18 protein-coding genes are annotated in these 19,728 nt (G+C 47.1%); 14 read left to right on the top strand and 4 right to left on the bottom strand.

The window, feature by feature from the left end; translation table 11 throughout:
- The first annotated feature begins 242 nt into the window (after positions 1–242).
- The 10 genes from ACO08K_RS17230 (at position 243) to ACO08K_RS17185 (ending at position 9,962) form a co-directional block, all read left to right on the top strand.
- Positions 243–1,568, top strand: coding sequence for a hypothetical protein (locus tag ACO08K_RS17230; protein ID WP_421797655.1), 1,326 nt, complete (start codon positions 243–245; stop codon positions 1,566–1,568).
- Positions 1,569–1,881: 313 nt separating this feature from the next.
- On the top strand, positions 1,882–3,996 hold the full coding sequence (locus ACO08K_RS17225; protein WP_421797654.1) for a hypothetical protein: 2,115 nt from the start codon (positions 1,882–1,884) through the stop codon (positions 3,994–3,996).
- Between the two features lie 27 nt (positions 3,997–4,023).
- Positions 4,024–4,950 (top strand): hypothetical protein, encoded by a 927-nt coding sequence (locus tag ACO08K_RS17220; protein ID WP_421797653.1) that lies wholly within the window; start codon positions 4,024–4,026, stop codon positions 4,948–4,950.
- A gap of 122 nt (positions 4,951–5,072) precedes the next feature.
- Entirely contained in the window at positions 5,073–5,945 is an 873-nt protein-coding gene (locus ACO08K_RS17215; protein WP_421797652.1) for an OmpA family protein, read from the top strand.
- A gap of 137 nt (positions 5,946–6,082) precedes the next feature.
- Positions 6,083–7,153, top strand: coding sequence for a fatty acid desaturase family protein (locus ACO08K_RS17210; RefSeq protein ID WP_421797651.1), 1,071 nt, complete (start codon positions 6,083–6,085; stop codon positions 7,151–7,153).
- A 26-nt stretch (positions 7,154–7,179) separates the two neighbouring features.
- Positions 7,180–7,911, top strand: coding sequence for a protein phosphatase 2C domain-containing protein (locus ACO08K_RS17205; protein WP_421797650.1), 732 nt, complete (start codon positions 7,180–7,182; stop codon positions 7,909–7,911).
- An 11-nt stretch (positions 7,912–7,922) separates the two neighbouring features.
- Entirely contained in the window at positions 7,923–8,429 is a 507-nt protein-coding gene (locus ACO08K_RS17200; protein WP_421797649.1) for a hypothetical protein, read from the top strand.
- A 36-nt stretch (positions 8,430–8,465) separates the two neighbouring features.
- A complete protein-coding gene (locus ACO08K_RS17195; RefSeq protein ID WP_421797648.1) occupies positions 8,466–9,020 on the top strand; it encodes an NADAR family protein in 555 nt (184 codons plus the stop codon).
- A gap of 14 nt (positions 9,021–9,034) precedes the next feature.
- Positions 9,035–9,238 carry a hypothetical protein gene (locus tag ACO08K_RS17190; protein WP_421797647.1) on the top strand — a complete coding sequence of 68 codons (204 nt, stop codon included), beginning with the start codon at positions 9,035–9,037 and terminating at the stop codon, positions 9,236–9,238.
- A 163-nt stretch (positions 9,239–9,401) separates the two neighbouring features.
- Positions 9,402–9,962, top strand: a complete 561-nt coding sequence (locus ACO08K_RS17185) for a hypothetical protein (RefSeq protein WP_421797646.1) — start codon at positions 9,402–9,404, stop codon at positions 9,960–9,962.
- A 91-nt stretch (positions 9,963–10,053) separates the two neighbouring features.
- Here ACO08K_RS17185 and ACO08K_RS17180 read toward each other — a convergent pair whose 3' ends face one another.
- From ACO08K_RS17180 to ACO08K_RS17170, 3 genes are all read right to left on the bottom strand, one after another.
- A complete protein-coding gene (locus tag ACO08K_RS17180) occupies positions 10,054–10,809 on the bottom strand; it encodes a hypothetical protein (protein ID WP_421797645.1) in 756 nt (251 codons plus the stop codon).
- A 268-nt stretch (positions 10,810–11,077) separates the two neighbouring features.
- Positions 11,078–12,100, bottom strand: a complete 1,023-nt coding sequence (locus ACO08K_RS17175) for a S41 family peptidase (RefSeq protein WP_421797644.1) — start codon at positions 12,098–12,100, stop codon at positions 11,078–11,080.
- Between the two features lie 5 nt (positions 12,101–12,105).
- Positions 12,106–12,981, bottom strand: a complete 876-nt coding sequence (locus ACO08K_RS17170; protein WP_421797643.1) for a hypothetical protein — start codon at positions 12,979–12,981, stop codon at positions 12,106–12,108.
- A 145-nt stretch (positions 12,982–13,126) separates the two neighbouring features.
- Between ACO08K_RS17170 and ACO08K_RS17165 the strand changes: the two genes are divergently transcribed.
- Complete coding sequence (locus tag ACO08K_RS17165) at positions 13,127–14,515, top strand: inorganic phosphate transporter (protein ID WP_421797642.1); 1,389 nt, start codon at positions 13,127–13,129, stop codon at positions 14,513–14,515.
- Between the two features lie 114 nt (positions 14,516–14,629).
- Here the strand turns inward: ACO08K_RS17165 and ACO08K_RS17160 are convergent, their stop codons facing one another.
- Entirely contained in the window at positions 14,630–15,115 is a 486-nt protein-coding gene (locus tag ACO08K_RS17160; RefSeq protein WP_421797641.1) for a CBS domain-containing protein, read from the bottom strand.
- A gap of 303 nt (positions 15,116–15,418) precedes the next feature.
- On the opposite strand from ACO08K_RS17160, the gene ACO08K_RS17155 reads away from it, so the two are divergent.
- From ACO08K_RS17155 to ACO08K_RS17145, 3 genes are all read left to right on the top strand, one after another.
- A complete protein-coding gene (locus tag ACO08K_RS17155; RefSeq protein WP_421797640.1) occupies positions 15,419–18,001 on the top strand; it encodes a BamA/OMP85 family outer membrane protein in 2,583 nt (860 codons plus the stop codon).
- Positions 18,002–18,103: 102 nt separating this feature from the next.
- Positions 18,104–18,889, top strand: coding sequence for a 5-oxoprolinase subunit PxpA (locus tag ACO08K_RS17150; RefSeq protein ID WP_421797639.1), 786 nt, complete (start codon positions 18,104–18,106; stop codon positions 18,887–18,889).
- Positions 18,890–19,007: 118 nt separating this feature from the next.
- Positions 19,008–19,709 (top strand): Crp/Fnr family transcriptional regulator, encoded by a 702-nt coding sequence (locus tag ACO08K_RS17145; protein WP_421797638.1) that lies wholly within the window; start codon positions 19,008–19,010, stop codon positions 19,707–19,709.
- Positions 19,710–19,728: the final 19 nt, after the last annotated feature.

Below are 19,728 nucleotides of genomic sequence, written 5' to 3'. Positions count from 1 at the left end.
GTTTTTTGTTTGTACAGCAAGTATAGGATAAAATCTGCTGAGTATGCGGAAAGTTTTTGGTACAAAAACGGACAGCGGGTGTATCAAAATCGGACAAAACATGGTTTTATTTAGGTATATTATTTTGATAACTAAAGTATTATTTTTTTGGCATAAAAATAGCGCCGTTTTTACATCACGCTTAATGCTTTAATGCATTTTGAAAAATTCATAAGGTAATCGTATACCAAAATCCTGCACCAATGAATAGACAATTATTTGGCATACTGTTATTCTGCCTGGTCGTACTTTCGGCCAATTGCCAGAAAAATCAAAGTAGCTCCTACAATATTTCCAATTCTGGGGATGGCAAACTCAGCACCCACCACATGACCATCAACAACGATGGCACCTCACTTGAAATCAAATACGCAGGCGAAGTTCGTTTCAATGACGACGAAACTGCGATCCAAAGCCTTGATCCCAAAGGTGGTTTGTTGTACCGAAAAAATGATCAAAAACTGATCGCTGAAACCGATAACAAAGGCAACATCGTGTACGAAATGTACGATGGCGGCACCAAACTGTCCATCGAAACCGCAGCAGGCAAACAATTTTTAGCCAACATCATCAAAGACTTGGTCAATCATGGCATTGACGCCAAGGGCAGTGTGGAGCGTTTGTATAAAAAAGGAGGCAGCTCGGCAGTGTTGAATCGGGTCGAAACTTTAAAAAGTGACTACGCCAAAGGCATTTATTTGGACCATTTGTTGCAGCAGCCTTCGCTTGCTTCAGCAGAACTAAGCACAATTGCTGAAAAAGCGGGAACTTTGATGAGCTCCGATTATGAAAAAGCCAAGGTGCTTAGCAAATCCACTGAGCGTTTCATGGCCGAGCCCAAAGCTGCTCAAGCCTACTTTGCTGCCGCCAAAACCATCAATTCAGATTACGAAAAAGCCAAAGTCCTCAAAGGAGTTTTGGCCCATAACCTGAGCATCGAGCTCTACGATCAAGCCATCAGCCTGACTCGTGATATCCATTCCGATTATGAAAAAGCTGGCGTACTCAAGAGTATGATTGAAAAAGGCAAGCTGGAAGGGGAGAACTATCAAAAATTGCTGGATGTGGTCACCTTGATTCATTCAGACTATGAAAAAGCAGGCGTTGCCATGCGTTTGATCGATAAAGGAATCCCCAATAAACAAGCCTATGATCAATTGATCAAGGTGAGTAGTCAGATCAATTCGGACTACGAGCAGGCCCGGGTGCTCAAACGTTTGTTGGATCAGCCCATTCCTGCCGGGGTTGATTTCGAGCAGGTTTTGGGCTTGCTGAACAACATTGCTTCGGATTACGAAAAAGCAGGCGTAATGAAAAAAATCAGCAACAAGGAACTGAGTCCCGATCAGTGGGTGAGCCTCATCCAGGCCACTAGTGGAGTGTCTTCCAATTATGAAAAATCGGGTATTCTCGTGCAGATTGCCCGCTTAATGCCCAAAAACGAAAAAACCGAAGAAGCCTATCGGCAGGCCGCCAAAACAGTGTCCTCCGATTATGAATTTGGCAAAGTGATGCGGGCTTTGGAATAAACCCTCCGAATTTCGGACCTGTTGAGACGCACGGCCGTGCGTCTTTTTAATCCATACCTACACGTACGGCTGTGCGTCTTTCAACCCATACCTAACAGCACCTAGAGACGCACGGCCGTGCGTCTCTACCCTCTCTATCTCATTTTTTGGTAAAAGTCCATTCTCCTCAGTGCCAATACCCTGAAAGTTTGTACCTTCATCCACGCTCATGCGTCCCATATGAAAAATATCACCTATTCCGTCAACGTTAAAGATCTGATTTGCCTTTCAACTGCGTAAGACAAATGTGATCCCACAACAAAACCGATTGACCATGCAGCAGCGCTACCTTATTTGTACCATTGTATTGATTTTAGGGGCAGTAGGACTTTTTGCGCAGGAAACACTCTCCGATAGAAAAAAGCAAGCCACCAATTTTTACTACCTCAATAAGTACCAATCCGCCCAAAGTGTACTACTGGGCATCAAAAAAAGCCGCCAGGAAGACAAGGAGACCAAACTCCTGCTAGCCTTGTGTTATTATCACCTCAACCAGCTCAAAGAAGCGGAACCCATGTTAAAGCACATTCTGGAAACGGAGCGTTCACCCTTTCCCGAAACCTGGCTCTATCTGGGGAAAATTTACCACGATCGCCACGAGTTTAACAAAGCCATTGAGTATTACAAACTCTACCTCAAGGCGATTCCAAATAACCATGCCAATCGCACTACCATTCGGGAAGACATTCGGCGTTGTGCTACTGGTCTGGCCTTACAATACAAAACTCCCCGCGCCATTGTAGAAAACCTGGGCAATACCGTCAATACGCCTTACGACGAGTTTGCTCCCATTATGAGCCCTAATTTTACCGACCGGATCTATTTTTCTTCGGTACGCCCCGGCAACATGGGTGGCTCGCGCAATAATTTTGGACAGCCTGACGAAGTGATGGGCCGTTTTTACAGTGACATTTTTACTTCTCAGGTCAACAAGGGCATCTGGACTCCACCTCAGGCCATGCACCACTTGTTGAATAGTCCCAAACACGAAGTACTCCACGATTTCAGTGCCAATGGCAAAGCGCTTTTTTACTTCAAAGGAAACTCCTACACCCAGGGTGAAATCCTGATCGATACCTTCCGGGTGGGTAGCCGCACCTTGTCTTCAGATCCTTTCATTGGGCCGGTTGAAGCCACGGCGGGGCTGAGTTCCGCTCAATTCATAGGAGACACCATGGTCATTTTTGCCAGCCAACGCCCTGGAGGTTATGGTGGCCTGGATTTGTACAAAACGGTTTGGATGCGGGGTCGTTGGAGCGCCCCGGTTAATCTGGGACCAGACATCAACACCGCTTCTGATGAAACAACCCCCTTCCTTTCCCGCAATGGGCAGGTATTGTACTTCAGTTCCAACCGACCCGATCAAAGTATGGGTGGTTTTGATGTATTCCGTTGTTTGTTGATTCCACAAATCAACCGCTGGACCAATGCCGACAACCTGGGGGTACCCGTCAACTCAGCGGGGGATGACACCCATTTTCGCTTGTCTCGCGATGGTTATACCGCGTATTTCGCCTCCTCACGCAAGGACGGGCTGGGCGAGCGGGACATTTACGCCGCCTATTTCTTTGATTACCTACACGAAATGTCGGCACCGATAAGTGCTCCGGCACCGGTGTATGTACAAACTTCGGCACCACCCAAAATGCCTCGTACCAATCCTGATGGTAGCCTGGCCGAGCCCAACCCAAGCGAAGAAGTTGTACCCCGGGGAAGCCTTAACCTCGTACCTTTTTACTTCAACCAGGACGGCCAATGGACGCAAGGCCCTGATGCCAAACAATTGGACGAATTGGTGGAAGTATTGAAAAAAAATGCACAACTCAAATTGGTCATTACCGCCGCTTCCCGGCAGGAAATGGCGGTGAGTTCTCGCTTATATGGTGGGCTAAAAAGTGCCGAAAATCTGGCACAGTACCTCATTGGCAAAGGGGTTTCACCCACCGCTTTACAACTGCATAGCATACCGCCACCACCCGATTTTACCAGCAATTTTAAAACCCTCACCTTTCAGTTGAGCAGCCTGGGCGAATCGGCCCTCAGCAGCAAAACCGAACCCTGGTTGAGTGGATATACTGAAGACAGCGGACTGGTGTTTCGCATTCAAGTTGGTCAAAGTACCAGCGTATTGCAGAATCCGCTGTTGAGCCAGGATAGATATGCGATGGGTGAAAAATCCCTGTCAAATGGCACCTATTTTTATACCATTGGCCGATATAATAGCTACACTGAGGCAAAAACTGCTTTTAACAAGCTCAGTAACCAAACGGGTTTTGCTACCTTTGAGCTCGTTCCTTTCGTCAACGGCATCAGATTGAGTCGCGAAACTGCGGGCAGCCTGAGCAAAATGTATCCTGATGTTTTGACCTGGCTGGAGACGAAAAACTAAATAGCTAACCAACGAGCAGCAGCAACTATGGAGAACAGCCAAAACAACGGTTCAAAGCGGATTTTACTGATTGTAGCTTTAATTTTAGGACTTGGTGCCCTGGGCGCAGGTGCATGGGGATTCTCGCAACAAAAAGCCAAAGCGAGTCTGCAAGCCGAAAACGAAACCATGAGCCAGGAATTGAGCAGCCTCAATGAACTCAAAGAAGACCTGGCCACTGAAGTAGATAGCCTGGAAAGCGCCTACCAAGCCTTGGCTGGTGAAAATGAGACCCTGCAAGGCTCACTCGCCGATGCCCAAAGTGCCCTGGCGCGTAAAGACGCAGAAATCAAAGCCAACCGCAGCAATCGCCTCAATGAGGTGAACGGCCTGAAGGGCGAGATCCAGCAATTATTGGCCGAAAAAGCCAATCTTGAACAAGTCATCGGTGACCTGCAAGCCGAAAATCAGGAGCTCAAGGAACGTACCGGCCAATTGGAGCGCGACCTGAGCAGTGCCCGCACCGAAAACACCTCGCTGGGCAACCTCAACAAAACCATGCAAAGCGAGCTCAAACGTTTGACCCTGGCCAACTTCAAGGCCTCTGGGTTTCAGGTAGAAGTGGAAGCCCGCAAGCCCAAGGCAACGGCTGCTTCAGGTAAAGCACGCAGAGTTAAAGTGTCATTCGATTTGATCGATGTACCCCAGGAATACCAGGGCCTTCGCCCCGTGTACATGGTCATTACCGACGACAAAGGTGTCCCCATCCAGGGTTCCAATATTCAGGAAAAAGCCACAGTCAATGGTGCTAGCATGGACATTATGGCAGTAAAAGCCAAAGACGTCAACATCACCGCCACCCAACGCCTGAGTTTCAGCCACGAGCTGGAAGAAAAATTGCGCGATGGGTTTTACCGCGTTTCGGTGTTTACGGATATTGGGATGTTGGGCGCCTCTAGTTTTAGACTACAATAAGAAAGATGAAAGATGAGAGATGAAAGAGGCTACCGCAGGGACATGGACAAGGTCATTGTCAATAACGCTGCGGTAGCCTCTTTTATCTCTCATCTCTCATCTCTAATAACTTGTTTTTTCCAATGCGAACCATATACCTCCTCGCCCTTCTCTCCCTACTCTCCGCTTGTGGCATTTCCAATAAAAAAGTGCTGGAGATGGAGCAATCCTATAAAACGGAGATTGGCACCCTCAATGAACAACTGCGCAACAGCCGGGACGAGATCACCCGCATGCAACTGCAAATTGCCGAACGCAAAGGGGAGAACAATGCCCTACTGGCCACCCAGGACAAATACCTCAAGCGCCTGGATGAGTTGGAGGAAGAACTGGACAAAGCCCAAAACCAGGCTTTGAGCAAAGAATCTTCGCTCAGTGACGCATTGAAAAGCAAGAACGAACAGATCAGCAAATTGGAAAACCAGGTTGCTTCCATTCGGGAGGTGTTGAAACAGGAGCAGGAAACCTTGCAGGTTATTGCCAAAGAGTTTCAGGATTCCCTAGCCAAATTCCCGGTGGCCCAGTACAGTGTAGAAGTGCGGAATGGAAAAATAGTGATCGCCCTTACCGAGGCTTTGTTGTTCAAAACGGGGGTCAGCAATCGCATCGAACCCGCTGGCTTAGCCGCACTAAAAACACTGGGAACTTTGTTGAATGCCAACCCGGTTTTGTCCATCCATGTACTTGGTCATACCGACAACCTGGCTGCCTCTCGCAAAAACCTGGACAGCTGGGATTTCACTGCATTGCGAGCTGCTACGGTAGTACGCAACCTGGTAGATAGTCAGGAGCTTGGCCCCAATCGCATCGTTGCCGGGGGGCGGGGAGAGTTTGACCCCAGCACATCCAACGAAACTTCAGAAGGGCAATCGCGCAACCGCCGCATCGAATTCCTGCTCTTCTTCCCAGTCGAAAACCTTCCCCGCAAGATTAGCCAACTGGCTGAGCGAAAGTGACTTTAATCACTTTTGCGCATCACAATAAATAAGCAGCTTTAACAAATTAAGCGCTGAAATGTATTTACCTTTGTTTTTCAAACGATTTCTAAAGCCCAATCCAATCATCATTTAGTCATCAGTTTCGCATCAACTCAATGAAAAAAGTCACTTTTAGTCCTTCGGGAAAATTTTATGCCATTCTGCGCGAAGAAGTTCAGCAGTATTTTGCCAAACAACAAATCAGCCCCAAAGGGGATGCTCGACTTTATACCAAGACCATCATTCTTTTTGCTTCCTGGCTTTATTTGTACGTGCAATTGGTTTTTTTTACGCCTCAATCCATCATTTTAGGGGTATTGCTTTGCCTCCTGTTCGGTTTCAACTGGGCTTTATTGGGCTTTAATGTTTGCCACGATGCCTGCCACAGCAGCTATTCGAACAACAATACGGTCAACAATATCCTGGGCTACACCTTCAATTTTTTGGGGGCCAATGCTTTCTTTTGGAAGACCAAACACAACATCGTCCACCATACCTTCACCAATATTGACGGCATTGATGCGGACATCATCCAAACCAAACTGCTCCGCCTGGCGCCTTCGCAGCACAAAATGGGTATCCACCGTTTCCAGCACCTGTATTGCCTGGTGTTGTACGCTATATCTTACCTGGGATGGGTGTTTATGAACGATTTCCAAAAATATTTCAGCAAAAAAGTCCACGTTACCAACATCAATGGATTTGATGTCAAGGAGCATTTGGTATTCTGGTTGTCCAAGGTCATGTACGTGCTGATCTATCTGGTCATTCCAATTCTGTTTGTACCCAAATTTGTGACCTTTTTGCTGGGGTACCTCATCGCCTCGATGGCTTGCGGCGTTGTACTGGCGATGGTGTTCCAATTGGCGCACGTGGTGGAAATCACTGAATTTGAAGACGCTACCGAGCACGATCTGACCATTGAAAATGAATGGGCCATCCACCAATTGTGTACTACCGCCAATTTTGCGCCAAAAAATAAAATCGTCAGCTGGATTTGTGGCGGCCTCAACTTCCAGGTTGAGCACCACCTTTTTCCCAACATCAGCCACGTACACTACCCGAAATTGCACCAGATTGTCCAAAACGTGTGTGCACAACACGGCGTGGATTACAAGTGTTATGCCTCTATGGGTGAAGCTCTGGTTTCACATTTTAGGAGAATGAAGTACCTCGGGGTGGTTTAATTCCGAAAAAAAGCCAAAATTGGGGCATGAAAATGTCCCAAACCCTGTGCATTGGCCAACACCACACCAACCATTGTGAAGACTACATTCTGAGTGCCCCACTAGGTACGACACGCCACTTGTATGCCATATTGGATGGTTGCACCATGGGCAACGAGAGTTATTTTGCGGCCACTTTGTGTGGCAAAATTTTGAAAAAAATCGCGCTGGAACGAAGTTACCTCGAACTCAAACAGCCTGCCCAGCCTGAGCTACAACTGGAGGTAAAAACGATAGTCCAACGTTTGTTTCAGGAACTCAAACTGATCAAAAACCAACTGCTGCTTGACAAATATGACTTGCTCAGCACCCTGATTTCATTGATTTGGGACGAACTGCAAAATGCCGGGCATGTCCTCGTTATTGGGGATGGTCTGGTGTTTCAGAATGGTCAGGTGCACAGCTTTGACCAGGGCAACCAACCGGATTATTTAGGCTACCACCTGGAGGAGGATTTTGAGGCCTGGTTTGCCCAGCAAAATCAACAACTGCATATCCCCGATTTTCAAGACTTGAGCATTTGTAGCGATGGCATTTTGAGCTTCGCACCTTTTGACAATGGGGTTTATCCAAATGCACCTGATCCCGTCTATTTTTTATTGGAAAGCCGACAACACGAGGAAAAAATAAAGATGCTGGACAAAAAAGTGAGTATTTTGGAAAAGGAATATGGGGTCAAACCGACGGACGATTTGGCAATTATTCGATTGATGAAATAAACTGAAAAGACATGGCTGAAACCTCACCACTTGCTGAAGCTGACCTTGCACTACTGAAAGGCCGTATCAAACAAGATGAACAAGCTACTGCAGCCCAAATACTTGCTTTTTTTTCATTCATCATTCTAATTATTTTTCTACCTGGCAGAGGGAATGACCCTTCACTGTATCAAACTTATGGTTTTTTATGGCCTTTTGTGGTTTCGTTCAGTGCGATGAGTGTTTTTTTTCTTTATTGGAAGTATAAGGTCCAGAAACAGTTAAATGACGATTTAAAACTTGGGGTAAAAACCATTGAGCCATTTCTGATCATTAAAAAGGAAAAATCGTTTGCAAATAAAGGATATTACATTTGGCTGGATTCAGCTGAGAAGAGTTTTGAAAAAATCACTTTCCTGCTCGAAGACGCCCCCAAAATTGATCAGGCCACCCATTTGGTGATTGAATATGCACCAAAATCAAAAACCATTTTTAATAAAGTCCTGATTACGGAGATCGAAGATGAAGAAGGAACCTGAAGGCCCGGATTTAAGTTATGGATAAAAAATACAACAATGACTCAATACAACCTGCCCTGGCTTCTTGAAAAAATCCAAATGGGGGAAACCCCTAAATTCCTCTTTTTTTGGGGCCACCAACCTGGAAAAGACGGCCAGATTACCGCTTCCTGTTTTAGCCAGTGGTGGGATTCTTCTCCCTTTGTAGTAGATGGTGTCACCTACGCCAGCGCCGAACACTGGATGATGGCGCAAAAAGCACTGCTCTTTGATGACCAGGCTACTTTTGACAAAATCATCCTGGCCAAAACGCCTGCCGAGGCCAAAAAGCTGGGCCGTGCTGTACAGAACTTTGAACAGGCGAAGTGGGAGGAAAAGCGTTCTGAATTGGTGACGGCAGGCAATGTGCACAAATTTGGACAAGACTCCGACTTAAAAACTTTTTTGCTCAATACCCAGGATCGGGTACTTGTTGAAGCAAGTCCGCTTGACCCCATTTGGGGCATAGGCCTGGCGGCCAGCGACCCTAAAGCGCAAGATCCTGAGCAGTGGGAGGGCTTGAATTTGTTGGGTTTTGCGTTGATGGCAGCAAGGGATATTTTGAGGGGGTAGTTATAGATTGGAAAATGAAAGAACAACAAATCAATTCAGCCAAACAGGCCTTATTGGGAACGGCCATCGGCGACGCTTTTGGAAATAAAAGCATGACAATGGACTTGAAACTTGTAAAAGGATTAGACTTGAGGAAAAATGATACAATTTTAGAGTCAACGACCTGCGGCAGCGCCGCCAAAACGTCTGTAGCGTTTAGACCGCAGGAGGCTTTTTAGGTGCAGAGCACCGGAACAAAAGGCAACTGTTTCGGTACTACGTACCTTTAAACGATCTTCGTTCCTTGAGCTACAGACGTTTTGGCGGCGCTGCCGCTGGTCGCTATGCCTAAAATCTCCCAATTGATTGATAATCGCATCGCATCAAATCTACGGAGCGAACATGAAGCTTTTCAAAAAACTACTCTTTGGCCTATTGGCCTTAACCATCCTCACCTTTCTGCTCCGCAACTGGTTGTTTTGGCAATTGTTCAGTTATCAGTCAGTGGGGGATAGACCAACTTATGCCATCGAAAACCCGGAGTTGCGTACCTACATCGAAAGCGAATTGCCAGCCAATTCCGTAAAATCGCCCCGAGTCATCTTAAAAAAGGCCTTACAGCTTAGCGCCAAACAACTCCACTTCAGCGCAGCGCGCAACCACAACGACCCCAATCTGCTCATCGACAGCCACAGTGCCCACTGTGTAGGCTACGCTGCCTTTACCACCACGATTTGTAATGAACTGCTGCAACATTACCAATTGAATGCTGAGTGGAAAGCTGAGGCGAGAGTAGGTCAAATCCATTTTTTAGGCATCAATGTTCACCCTTATTTCCAGTCCGCTTTTTTCAAAGACCACGATTTTGTAGTGCTTAGGAACCTGAAAACGGGCGAGGAACTGGCCGCAGATCCGACGGTGTATGATTATTTGGGGTTTGGGATGGTACGGGTGAGAAGGTGATTTGTTTTTCGTAACTATGTTTACCGTAACCGTGGTTACGAAAAATGATCGTCAAAAACTACTATGAATTTATTTCCCGAACTACCTTGCCTCACTCCTCCTCCCTCCATTTCCCAGTCAAGCGTTTTTTATCAATCCAATCCACGAAAGTATTGGAATACACCCGATTTCCCCGGTACACCAGTTTAAGCCGGCATAAGGTTTTGTAATCTCCTTGATAACGCATGAGCTTGGCAACTAGTACCCAGCCTGGCTCCAAAACAACATCTCGATGGCCAGTACCACAAAAATATTGGACAGGATATTCAATGTCTATCCATTCACCCTCAGGGTTTTGGGCTTGTCGGACAGTACACCACAACTCGCTAAAAATTCCCGTTTGAATTAAAGAATCCGAATGGTTGCTTACAATCACTGGGAATGCGCTGTAATGGCGAATGGAATCCCAAATTGGGTCATGGTCAGGGTACTTGGAAAAATGGCCCGTGGCTGCTCGCAGAGCCAGATTTATTGAAGTATCGACGAAAATGGTCAATAAGTTTTCAAATGACATCGCCCAATTTCTGAGTGGACTGTAATCCCTAGCCTGGGCACCCCAATGTCTGGGGATGGGATCTTGCCGCAATACAAAACTATCTGTTGCCTCCCCGATGTAGAAAACTGGGTAATAGGCCATCGTTCTTTCCTGGGAATAAAAATGCAGTTTTTTAGTAAGAGCAGTAGAATCAACAAGCACCAGATCTCCGCTTCGTTGGGTATTGAGCACAGCTTTGTAAGGTTCTTGGCCTTCCAGTAGGATGCATAGCAATAATGGGAAACAAATGTTCAGGTTCAGGATTGTTTGCATAAGCAGTTCATTTATCCAATAACCTTCAGCATCCCACAAAAGCGACATTTTTTTACACAAAGGACACCAAGACACACAAAGGTCATAAAGCTAGATGTTGACAAGGCTTTGTTTGGTGTGCTTTGTGTTCATTTTTTGATAGGCCAGTTTTAGGGCTTTTCTTGGAATCTCTAAACTCCACACCGATCCAGAGCCTTACCTCCCGAAAGTTTTCCACTTTCGGGAGGTTCAAAGCAACGAGCTCATCCCCCAAATTTATCCAGCAAACTTACCTCAACAACCCAATCGCCCTTTCCAAAATGCTATCCACCCCCTTCGCCTCATCCGCCGGGTCCAGATCCACTTTTACATCCGGCACCACTCCGTTTTCAATCTGCTGATTGTCGGGTGTGAGCAACAAGGTGGTGGAGAAAGTATAGGCCCAGCCATTCAACAACTGCCCGGAATACGGCGCGCCACCGCCGCCGCCCGTTTGGTCGCCCAGGATGGTGACATTGTTGAGGGTGGACATGGCGGAGCTGAAAAAATTAGCGGCGCTGTACACCTTGCGGTTGGTCAGCACGATGACTTTACCGAAGAACTTGTTGCCTTTGCTGTCTGGTTTGATCAGGTAGGGAAAAAATTTGCTGAACTCATCCCGGCCAGGGCCTACTTTGTAGCGCACGGCACCCACCTTGGTTTCAGTATCCAAAAAGCCCTTCATGATTGCGTCCACGTTGCCCAGGCTACCGCCCGTATTGTCGCGGATGTCGATGATCCAACCCTTGGCTTTACCGTAATATTTGTACAACTCGCTCATGGATTCGCCCGAAACCACATCACTAAAACTCGAATACCGAATGTACGCCACCGAGCTATCCGCCAGCCACTGCGTCCTGAAGGGGAGAATGATGCGGCGGTTTTCCTGCAGGTAATTGCGGTCGATGATGTTGGCATTGTAGTTGGGTGGGTAATTGAAGTACCAACTGCGGTTGCTGGCCGCGTTGAAGGGCGCAATAAGGGAGACGTGCCCATCCTTCAATTCATTGAGCATGGCGCTGAGTACGTTGAAAAGTGCTTCGTCCGTGGTTTTTTCATTGACTTGGGGCCGGTATTTCTGGTACACCGCCTGCCAATCGATGTTTTTGTACTCAAAAAAAGTGTATTTGGCATTTACTTCGCGCCAGAGCAATTCAAAGTTTTCGACGGGATTATCCGCCGGGTCGGGTTCGATGAGCAATTCCGAACAAGCTGAAAAACTGAGGAACAACCCTAGCAACAATAGAACTGGGTATGATTTATGGATACACATGGTGATTAATATTTGAGGATTCTGGAAATGGTAATGGTTTGCATGGCCGACTGTAAAGGGTTCGGTTTTTTGAACTGGTCGTACTGGAAGCTGTAGCTGATCCGGTAGGGAACCCGCTCGACCACCTGTTTTTTGTGTTTGCGGTTGCGGTACAAGTCCAGACTGGCCTTGTATATCCAGCCAAAGCGGCGGTTGAGGGTGCCCAATTGGAAGATACTTACCTCTTTATCAGTTTCACCAATGATCGGCCCGGTGAAGGTGTACAGCGGGCGCACAAAACCACTCGCCAAGGGTAGACTCAACTGCTGGGTAAGGATGAATTCCCGGCGGCCAGGTTTAAATTTGTAGGCCAAGCGCCCAGTAACCCCCAGGTCCAAACCCGCGTCGTAGCCCAATACGTTGTTCACATTTTGCAGGGCGAAGCGCACATTGCCAAAACCCTGCGCCCAGGGACCTACATAGCCTTGCCAGCCTTTTTTTTCCAAAACCGGAAACTGCCAGCTGTATTGCCCCGAAAAATTGAGGAGCATGAGGGTGAACTCAGTTGACGGATCAGTAGCAAGTCCAGAAAATAACCCGGTACTGTATTCTTTCAGGGCCTGCGGGGTATAGTAGAGGCGGTTGTAACCGAACTTGAACCCAGTGCCGACCAGCCGCAAAGGCGAGACAAAGGCATCGCGCAGCACGATCGAGCCTAACTCCACCGTTCGAATGCGGTAATCGAAATAAGTCTCGGCGTGGGTGGGGTCCACTTCAATTTTTTCGAACAAAGGTGTCCGAAAGACGGCGCTTTTTTCCTCCTGAGCGTTCAGCGGCCGCGAAAACAGGAGTATTACGCTCCAGCTAGCACAAAAAATGGCCAGGGTTTTGGATTTAAACATCTTGTCAATGTAAATTTTAGGTTAATATTTTATCAACAGTTCTAAAACGTAAACATGCCCACTTTGGTCGTACAAAATTAGTGTTATCTTTCAGCGATTTTTTAAATCAGCTGCCAATGTGTGCATTGGCCTCTAATCCAGACACATGAACGTCTTTGACCTCTCTGTTTTAAGCTCCGGAGGAGCAGCTCTGTTGATCTTCTTCCTCATTGCCGTTCTGGCATTTGAATTTGTCAACGGATTTCACGATACCGCCAATGCAGTTGCTACGGTAATTTATACCCACTCTTTGCAGCCCACCGTTGCGGTGGTTTGGTCGGGTATCTTTAATTTTCTCGGAGTAATTACGGGTGGTGTGGGCGTGGCGATGGGTATCGTCAAGCTGTTACCCGTCAACGACATGATGGTGATGCCATTTTTTGAAAGCGCGAGTATCATTGCGGCGGTACTGTTGGCTGCCATCATCTGGAATTTGGGCACCTGGTATTTTGGCATACCTTCTTCCAGTTCTCATACCATGATTGGTGCATTATTGGGCGTAGGTATTGTGTTTTTTTGGATACACGGTGGCGATGGAGTCAATTGGGGAAAAGCCCAGGAAATTGCACTGGCTTTGTTGTTCTCACCTTTCTTTGGGTGTTTTGCAGCAATGTTTTTGATGTGGTTTTTTGCCAAGTTGATCAAAAATAAAGAAATTTTTCATGAGCCAGAACGGGGAAAAGCCCCTCCAATGTGGATTCGGGCTATCCTGATCACCACCTGTACACTGGTGAGCTTTTTCCATGGTTCCAACGATGGTCAGAAGGGTGTGGGCTTATTCATGATCGTCTTGATGATATTTTTGCCAGCTCAATTTGCATTGCATCGAGATTTTGACGCGACTGGACTGCTGACAACGGTGAATAAAGTGGAACAGACCGTAGGCGACGCCATGCAAAAACAAAAATCCAAGCGCAAAAATGAAGCTGCGCAAGAAGTATTAGAGGCTACTGCTGACCTGAAAGTATTGTTGAGTCAGGGCGCGCAAAACCGTCCAGGTATTCGCCAAGAACTTCAAAAATTGAACAAACACCTCAAAACTACCACTACGGTTAGATCTTTTTTCAATCATCAGGATCGAGAGGAGATGAAACATATCGCTGATGACCTTGCCAAAAATTATGAGTTTGCGCCACGCTGGGTTGTATTACTGATTTCTCTGGCGCTAGGCTTAGGTACAATGATTGGTTGGAAAAGAATTGTAGTCACGATTGGTGAAAAAATCGGGAAATCTCACCTGACTTATGCTCAGGGCGCTACGGCCGAGTTGGTGGCCTCGGCGACGATTGCGATGAGTACCATTTTTCATGCTCCAGTAAGTACAACCCACGTACTTTCCTCCGCAGTGGCTGGTACCATGATTGCCAAAAATGGCCGTAAAAACCTGCAAAAATCGACGCTCATCACCATCCTTTCAGCCTGGATTCTCACCCTTCCGGTGACGATTTTGCTGTCGGGAGGTTTATATGCACTATTTAGATATATTTTTCAGTAAGTGAATAATAAGTGATGAATGATGAGTTATGAATGATGAATCTTTGGACTTTCATTCCTTTAGGTTTGATCTCCTCCCATATAAATTCATCACTCATCACTCATCATTCATCATTTATCCCACAATCCCTTCAGTCACCCCGCCCTCATGATGTTGGCTATCCAAAATTTGTTTGGGGGAAACGGGCTCGGTCGCTAGTGCCTTGATGATGTCGTAGGTCGTTAGAATACCTATCAACTCATCGTTTTCTACAACTGGTATAGCGTGGAAGCGATTGACCAAAAAGATCTCCAGGGCCACATTGATGCGGTCATTGGGGTCCAATTTGGCCAAACCTTTGGTCATAATTTCTTCAGCTGAGTAAGACCGCAGCCTTGCGTAGTTCACAAAACGATCTTCTTCATTGGGGGAAAATCCCTGCATAAAATGCATAAAGTCCGTTTTGCTGATGATCCCAATCAACTCCTTGTAGCGCACTACCGGAATGTGGTGGATATTGTGATCGTCAAAAATATCTTTGACAATACTCAGTTTGTCAGAAGGAGCAACGGTGATCAAGTGGCTGCTCATGATGCTTTTAACGGGTGCCAGGACGTTCATAATCAGGACTTTTGTGATTTAATACCGCTAAATTACCCCCTTCAAAAAATCATGGCGTTGATTATACTCAACCTTCTGGAATGATTTTGGTCAATAGGCTTACCAAGTTTTGATAAAAAAGGTGGCGGCATACAACCCAAGTTTCGCTCTCGGCCTCTATTATCCTCAGAACAATCATTTTTTTTGCACGATATTAAAGGGCTGCGAAAAGACAATTTTTTAAAACCTTTACCTATTGTAGCAAAAAAGGAATAATGACGTACTTTTGCGCTCGTTATTGAAAAAAGAAAGAACTGAGGACTAATGAGATACATTCAGTGTAGTATGCTGGCGCTATTGCGCATCACCCGAAACAACGTTTTGCTCCTTGCTGTGGCCATGTTTCCCTTGTGCCTGATGGCCCAGGAAGTACGCGACAGCTTGCCCGTAGTTGACTATTCCACACCAGTCAACTACGAAATTGGCGGTGTGCGGGTCACTGGCGCTCAATTCAGTGATGCCAACGCCATCACCAGTATTTCTGGACTGAAAGTTGGAGCCAAGATTCGTATTCCTGGCCCCAGCATCCCCAAAGCCATCAAAGCCCTGCTCCAGTTGCGCTTGTTCACCAATGTGCAAATCCTGCAGGAAAAAACCATCGGAGACGTAGTTTTCCTCGAAATTCAGGTACAGGAGCGCCCCCGCTTGTCCTTGTACAGCTACAAAGGCGTAGGCAAAGGCCAACACGAAACCCTCAACGAGATCGTGAACCAACACATCACCAAAGGAGGTATTGTAACCGAAAACATGAAATCCAATGCGGCCCGTGCATTGGAGAAAAACTTCATCAAAAAAGGTTGGCTGGATGCGCACGTTGATGTAACCGAAATTGCGGACACTGCCCGCTTGAACTCGGTCAAATTGACTTTCGACATCAACCTGGAGGAAAAAGTAAGAATCAAGGACATCTCCTTTATTGGCGTCACCAATGTTAAGGAGAAGAAGCTTTTGAAAAAAATGGACAAAACCAAGGAGAAAAAACGCTTCCTGGCTGGCTCCAAATTCATTGGCGATGAATATGCCGACGACAAAAAAGAAATTGTCAAATATTTCAATACCGTAGGTTACCGGGATGCACGCGTCATTGGTGATAGCATGTGGCGCGACGACAAAGGGGAAATGCACATCCAAATCAAAGTCAATGAAGGCAATCGCTACTACTTCCGTAACCTGACCTGGAAGGGGAACTCGATTTACGGAAATGAGCAGTTGGATCAAATCCTGGGCATCAAAAAAGGTGACATTTACAACAACGAACTATTGGAAAACCGCCTGCGCTTCAGCCAGGACGGTCGCGATGTAAGTACCCTTTATATGGACAATGGGTATTTGTTCTTCAACGTAGAACCTACGGAAGTATCCGTTGAAAACGACTCCATTGACCTCGAACTCCGCATTTTTGAAGGCCCACAAGCCACCATCGATAAAGTCATCATCAAGGGCAATGACCGGACCCACGAACACGTAATCCGCCGTGAATTGCGCACCTTGCCCGGAGAGAAATTTAGTCGTTCTGAAATCATTCGTTCACAACGGCAAATTTTGGCCCTCAACTACTTCAACCCTGAAAAACTGGGCATCAATACCCCGGTCAACGCAGAGCGAGGTACGGTAGACATCGAATACACCGTGGAAGAACGCCCGGCGGATCAGCTGGAACTCTCCGCAGGTTGGGGCGGTGCCCGGCGGGTGATCGGTACCCTGGGGGTATCCTTCAACAACTTCTCGATGCGCAACGTCTTCAACAAGGAGGCCTGGCGCCCATTGCCTACTGGCGACGGTCAACGCCTTTCTATTCGGGCACAAACCAATGGCCAGTTTTACCAGTCGTACAACGTATCTTTCACGGAACCCTGGCTGGGGGGCAAAAAGCCCAACTCTTTCACCATGGGGGGCTTTTTCAACCGTTTTGCCTATCCACTCTTTGATGGAACTGGTGGTAGCCAAAGTTTGAACATCGTACAGGGATCGCTGAGCTTGGGTACTCGTTTGAAATGGCCTGACGACAACTTCGTAACCAGCACAGCTGTCAATATCCAGTCGCTGCGGCTGAATCAGTGGACCCAGGGCTTGTTCCGCACCGACCAGGGCGAAATCGTCTCTACGGGTAACTTCAACAACTTCAGTATTCGTCAGAACATCGTGCGTTCCACGATCAACGACCCAACCTTCCCACGGGATGGTTCCAGCATCTCCCTGATCATTCAAGCTACCCCACCCTATTCTTTGTTTGCAGACAAAGACAAAAACTACGGTGAACTCTCTGCCAATGAGCGCTTCCGTTATTTGGAATACCACAAATGGCGCTTTGATGTAGACTGGTATACCACCATTGTAGGCAAACTGGTGCTCAAAACCTCTTCACGGATTGGTATCCTGGGCTACTACAACCGTAAAATCGGTACTTCGCCCTTTGAACGCTTTCAGGTGGGGGGTGATGGTTTGAACAACCAGCAATTCGGTTTCCAAGGGGTTGACATCATTTCTTCGCGGGGTTATGAAATTGCCGACTTCGAAAACAACGCTGACCCATCGGGCTCTGGCCAAACGCCAACTCCAATTTTCAACAAATTCACCCTGGAGTTGCGCTATCCTTTGTCGCTCAACCCCAGTTCGACCATCTATGTGCACACCTTCTTGCAGGGAACCAACACCTGGAAAAACTTGCGGGATTACAACCCCTTCGACCTGAAACGTTCTGCGGGTATGGGTCTGCGGGTATTCCTGCCCATGTTTGGTATCCTTGGTTTCGACTACGGTCTGGGCTTCGACAAACCCAACGTTACGAACCTGTTTGCGAAAGGGGTGGCGAACTTTAACATCGTACTTGGTTTCGAACCAGAATAATTCGATTTCGGATTGATGATTTCGGATTTCGGCAGGAGCATCGCAATTGATGCAGCATTGATTTTTTGTGCAATGACATTATCTTTAAAAAAATTTGCTCAAATGTCTGGCAGTCCAATCCGAAATCCGAAATCCGCAACCGGCAATCTCTCAGTTGACCTCAACTGCGATCTCGGCGAGGGGTATCCTGCCGACGCCGCCTTAATGCCGCTCATCACCTCGGCCAACATTGCCTGTGGTTACCATGCCGGGGATAAGGACACCATGCGGCGCACCATTGGTTTGGCGCTGGAGCATGGGGTTGCCATTGGAGCCCACCCAGGGTTTGAAGATAAAGCCAATTTTGGGCGTACAGCTATGTCCCTTTCACCGCAAGCGGTTTATCAATTGGTGCAGGAACAAATCCTGGACCTGGCCAATTTGGCTTACTCCGAAGGAGCTTATTTACAACACGTCAAACCCCACGGGGCCTTGTACAATCTGGCCGCTCAATCCCTTGAGTGGGCCTCCGCCATCGCCGAAGCAGTACGGGATTTTAATGCCGATCTCCTCTTATTCGGGCTGAGTGGTAGTTTTTCCATCAAAATTGCTCAAACACTCGGCTTACGCACCGCCAGCGAGGTGTTTGCCGACCGGAGTTATCAGGCTGATGGTTCCCTGACCCCACGCAATCAACCCAATGCCTTGATTGAAGACACCGAGGCTTGTATTGCGCAAGTCCTTCAAATGGTAGAAGAAAGGCAAGTCACTTCGCTTTCCGGGCAGAACATTCCCCTTACAGCAGATACGATCTGTCTCCACGGCGACGGTATACACGCAATCTCCTTTGCGCAAGCCATACGACATGCATTAGAGGCAAAAAAAATCGTTATCCAGGCACCTTACTAAATTAGGAGCTTTAAACCATTTCAAAGTTTTACTATTTTATTAAGTGTAAAATTCTCTGTAACTTAGGGCTTCTCTAATTTAGGTAGTCGAACTATTTTGGTCCTTTAATGAGCAAACGATGAGCAACGAAGCATCATTTTGGTATTTAGAAAACATTGACGTTACTGGTATTTTTTGCCCTCAGAAGATCCGACGTGGGGATTTGGAAGCGCATTTCCACCGCTGTTACAAGCGGGGCGAATACATCTATTTGCCCGATGAAATGTCGGATCGGGTGTTTTTTCTCACCGATGGCCGGGTTAAAATTGGCACCTATGGTGACTCTGGAAAAGAAATCACCAAAGCCATTCTTGGTAAAGGAGACGTATTTGGCGAACTATCCCTCGTCGGTGAGGACAAACGCCGCGATTTTGCCTACACCATGGAAGAGGCAACGGTTTGTGTGGTCAATGTAGATGAGATGAAGTTGTTGATGCGCGACCACAATGCGCTAGGTTTGTTCATCATGAAAATTATGGGTTCCCGGGTTCTGGAAATGGAAAAACGACTGGAATCGCTGGTGTTTAAAGACTCCCGTACCCGCATTATTGAATATTTGTTGGAAAGTGCCGAGAAAAATGGGCGGCGGGTAGGTTTTGAAACCGAAGTCCGCAAATTCATCACCCACCAGGAAATTGCCAACCTTACCGCAACTTCCCGGCAAACGGTGACCACTCTGCTCAATGATCTGCGGGATCGGAATATCCTGACCTTTGACAGAAGGAGGTTGTTGATCCGGGATATGGAGAAGTTGAAAGGGGAGGCACTACAGGTGAGTTAGTGAGCAGGCAATACCGGAT

This window comes from Haliscomenobacter sp. (assembly GCF_965225875.1).
GTDB lineage: Bacteria > Bacteroidota > Bacteroidia > Chitinophagales > Saprospiraceae > Haliscomenobacter.
The sequence above is the reverse complement of the archived record's forward strand: the minus strand, read 5'-3'. Positions and strand labels throughout refer to the sequence as shown.

Bases quoted from the DNA above. Each gene is read 5' to 3' on its own strand.
- ACO08K_RS17230 (WP_421797655.1), top strand. From the start codon at position 243: ATGAATAGACAATTATTTGGCATACTGTTATTCTGCCTGGTCGTACTT.
- ACO08K_RS17225 (WP_421797654.1), top strand. From the start codon at position 1,882: ATGCAGCAGCGCTACCTTATTTGTACCATTGTATTGATTTTAGGGGCA.
- ACO08K_RS17220 (WP_421797653.1), top strand. From the start codon at position 4,024: ATGGAGAACAGCCAAAACAACGGTTCAAAGCGGATTTTACTGATTGTA.
- ACO08K_RS17215 (WP_421797652.1), top strand. From the start codon at position 5,073: ATGCGAACCATATACCTCCTCGCCCTTCTCTCCCTACTCTCCGCTTGT.
- ACO08K_RS17210 (WP_421797651.1), top strand. From the start codon at position 6,083: ATGAAAAAAGTCACTTTTAGTCCTTCGGGAAAATTTTATGCCATTCTG.
- ACO08K_RS17205 (WP_421797650.1), top strand. From the start codon at position 7,180: ATGAAAATGTCCCAAACCCTGTGCATTGGCCAACACCACACCAACCAT.
- ACO08K_RS17200 (WP_421797649.1), top strand. From the start codon at position 7,923: ATGGCTGAAACCTCACCACTTGCTGAAGCTGACCTTGCACTACTGAAA.
- ACO08K_RS17195 (WP_421797648.1), top strand. From the start codon at position 8,466: ATGACTCAATACAACCTGCCCTGGCTTCTTGAAAAAATCCAAATGGGG.
- ACO08K_RS17190 (WP_421797647.1), top strand. From the start codon at position 9,035: ATGAAAGAACAACAAATCAATTCAGCCAAACAGGCCTTATTGGGAACG.
- ACO08K_RS17185 (WP_421797646.1), top strand. From the start codon at position 9,402: ATGAAGCTTTTCAAAAAACTACTCTTTGGCCTATTGGCCTTAACCATC.
- ACO08K_RS17180 (WP_421797645.1), bottom strand. From the start codon at position 10,809: ATGCAAACAATCCTGAACCTGAACATTTGTTTCCCATTATTGCTATGC.
- ACO08K_RS17175 (WP_421797644.1), bottom strand. From the start codon at position 12,100: ATGTGTATCCATAAATCATACCCAGTTCTATTGTTGCTAGGGTTGTTC.
- ACO08K_RS17170 (WP_421797643.1), bottom strand. From the start codon at position 12,981: ATGTTTAAATCCAAAACCCTGGCCATTTTTTGTGCTAGCTGGAGCGTA.
- ACO08K_RS17165 (WP_421797642.1), top strand. From the start codon at position 13,127: ATGAACGTCTTTGACCTCTCTGTTTTAAGCTCCGGAGGAGCAGCTCTG.
- ACO08K_RS17160 (WP_421797641.1), bottom strand. From the start codon at position 15,115: ATGAACGTCCTGGCACCCGTTAAAAGCATCATGAGCAGCCACTTGATC.
- ACO08K_RS17155 (WP_421797640.1), top strand. From the start codon at position 15,419: ATGAGATACATTCAGTGTAGTATGCTGGCGCTATTGCGCATCACCCGA.
- ACO08K_RS17150 (WP_421797639.1), top strand. From the start codon at position 18,104: ATGTCTGGCAGTCCAATCCGAAATCCGAAATCCGCAACCGGCAATCTC.
- ACO08K_RS17145 (WP_421797638.1), top strand. From the start codon at position 19,008: ATGAGCAACGAAGCATCATTTTGGTATTTAGAAAACATTGACGTTACT.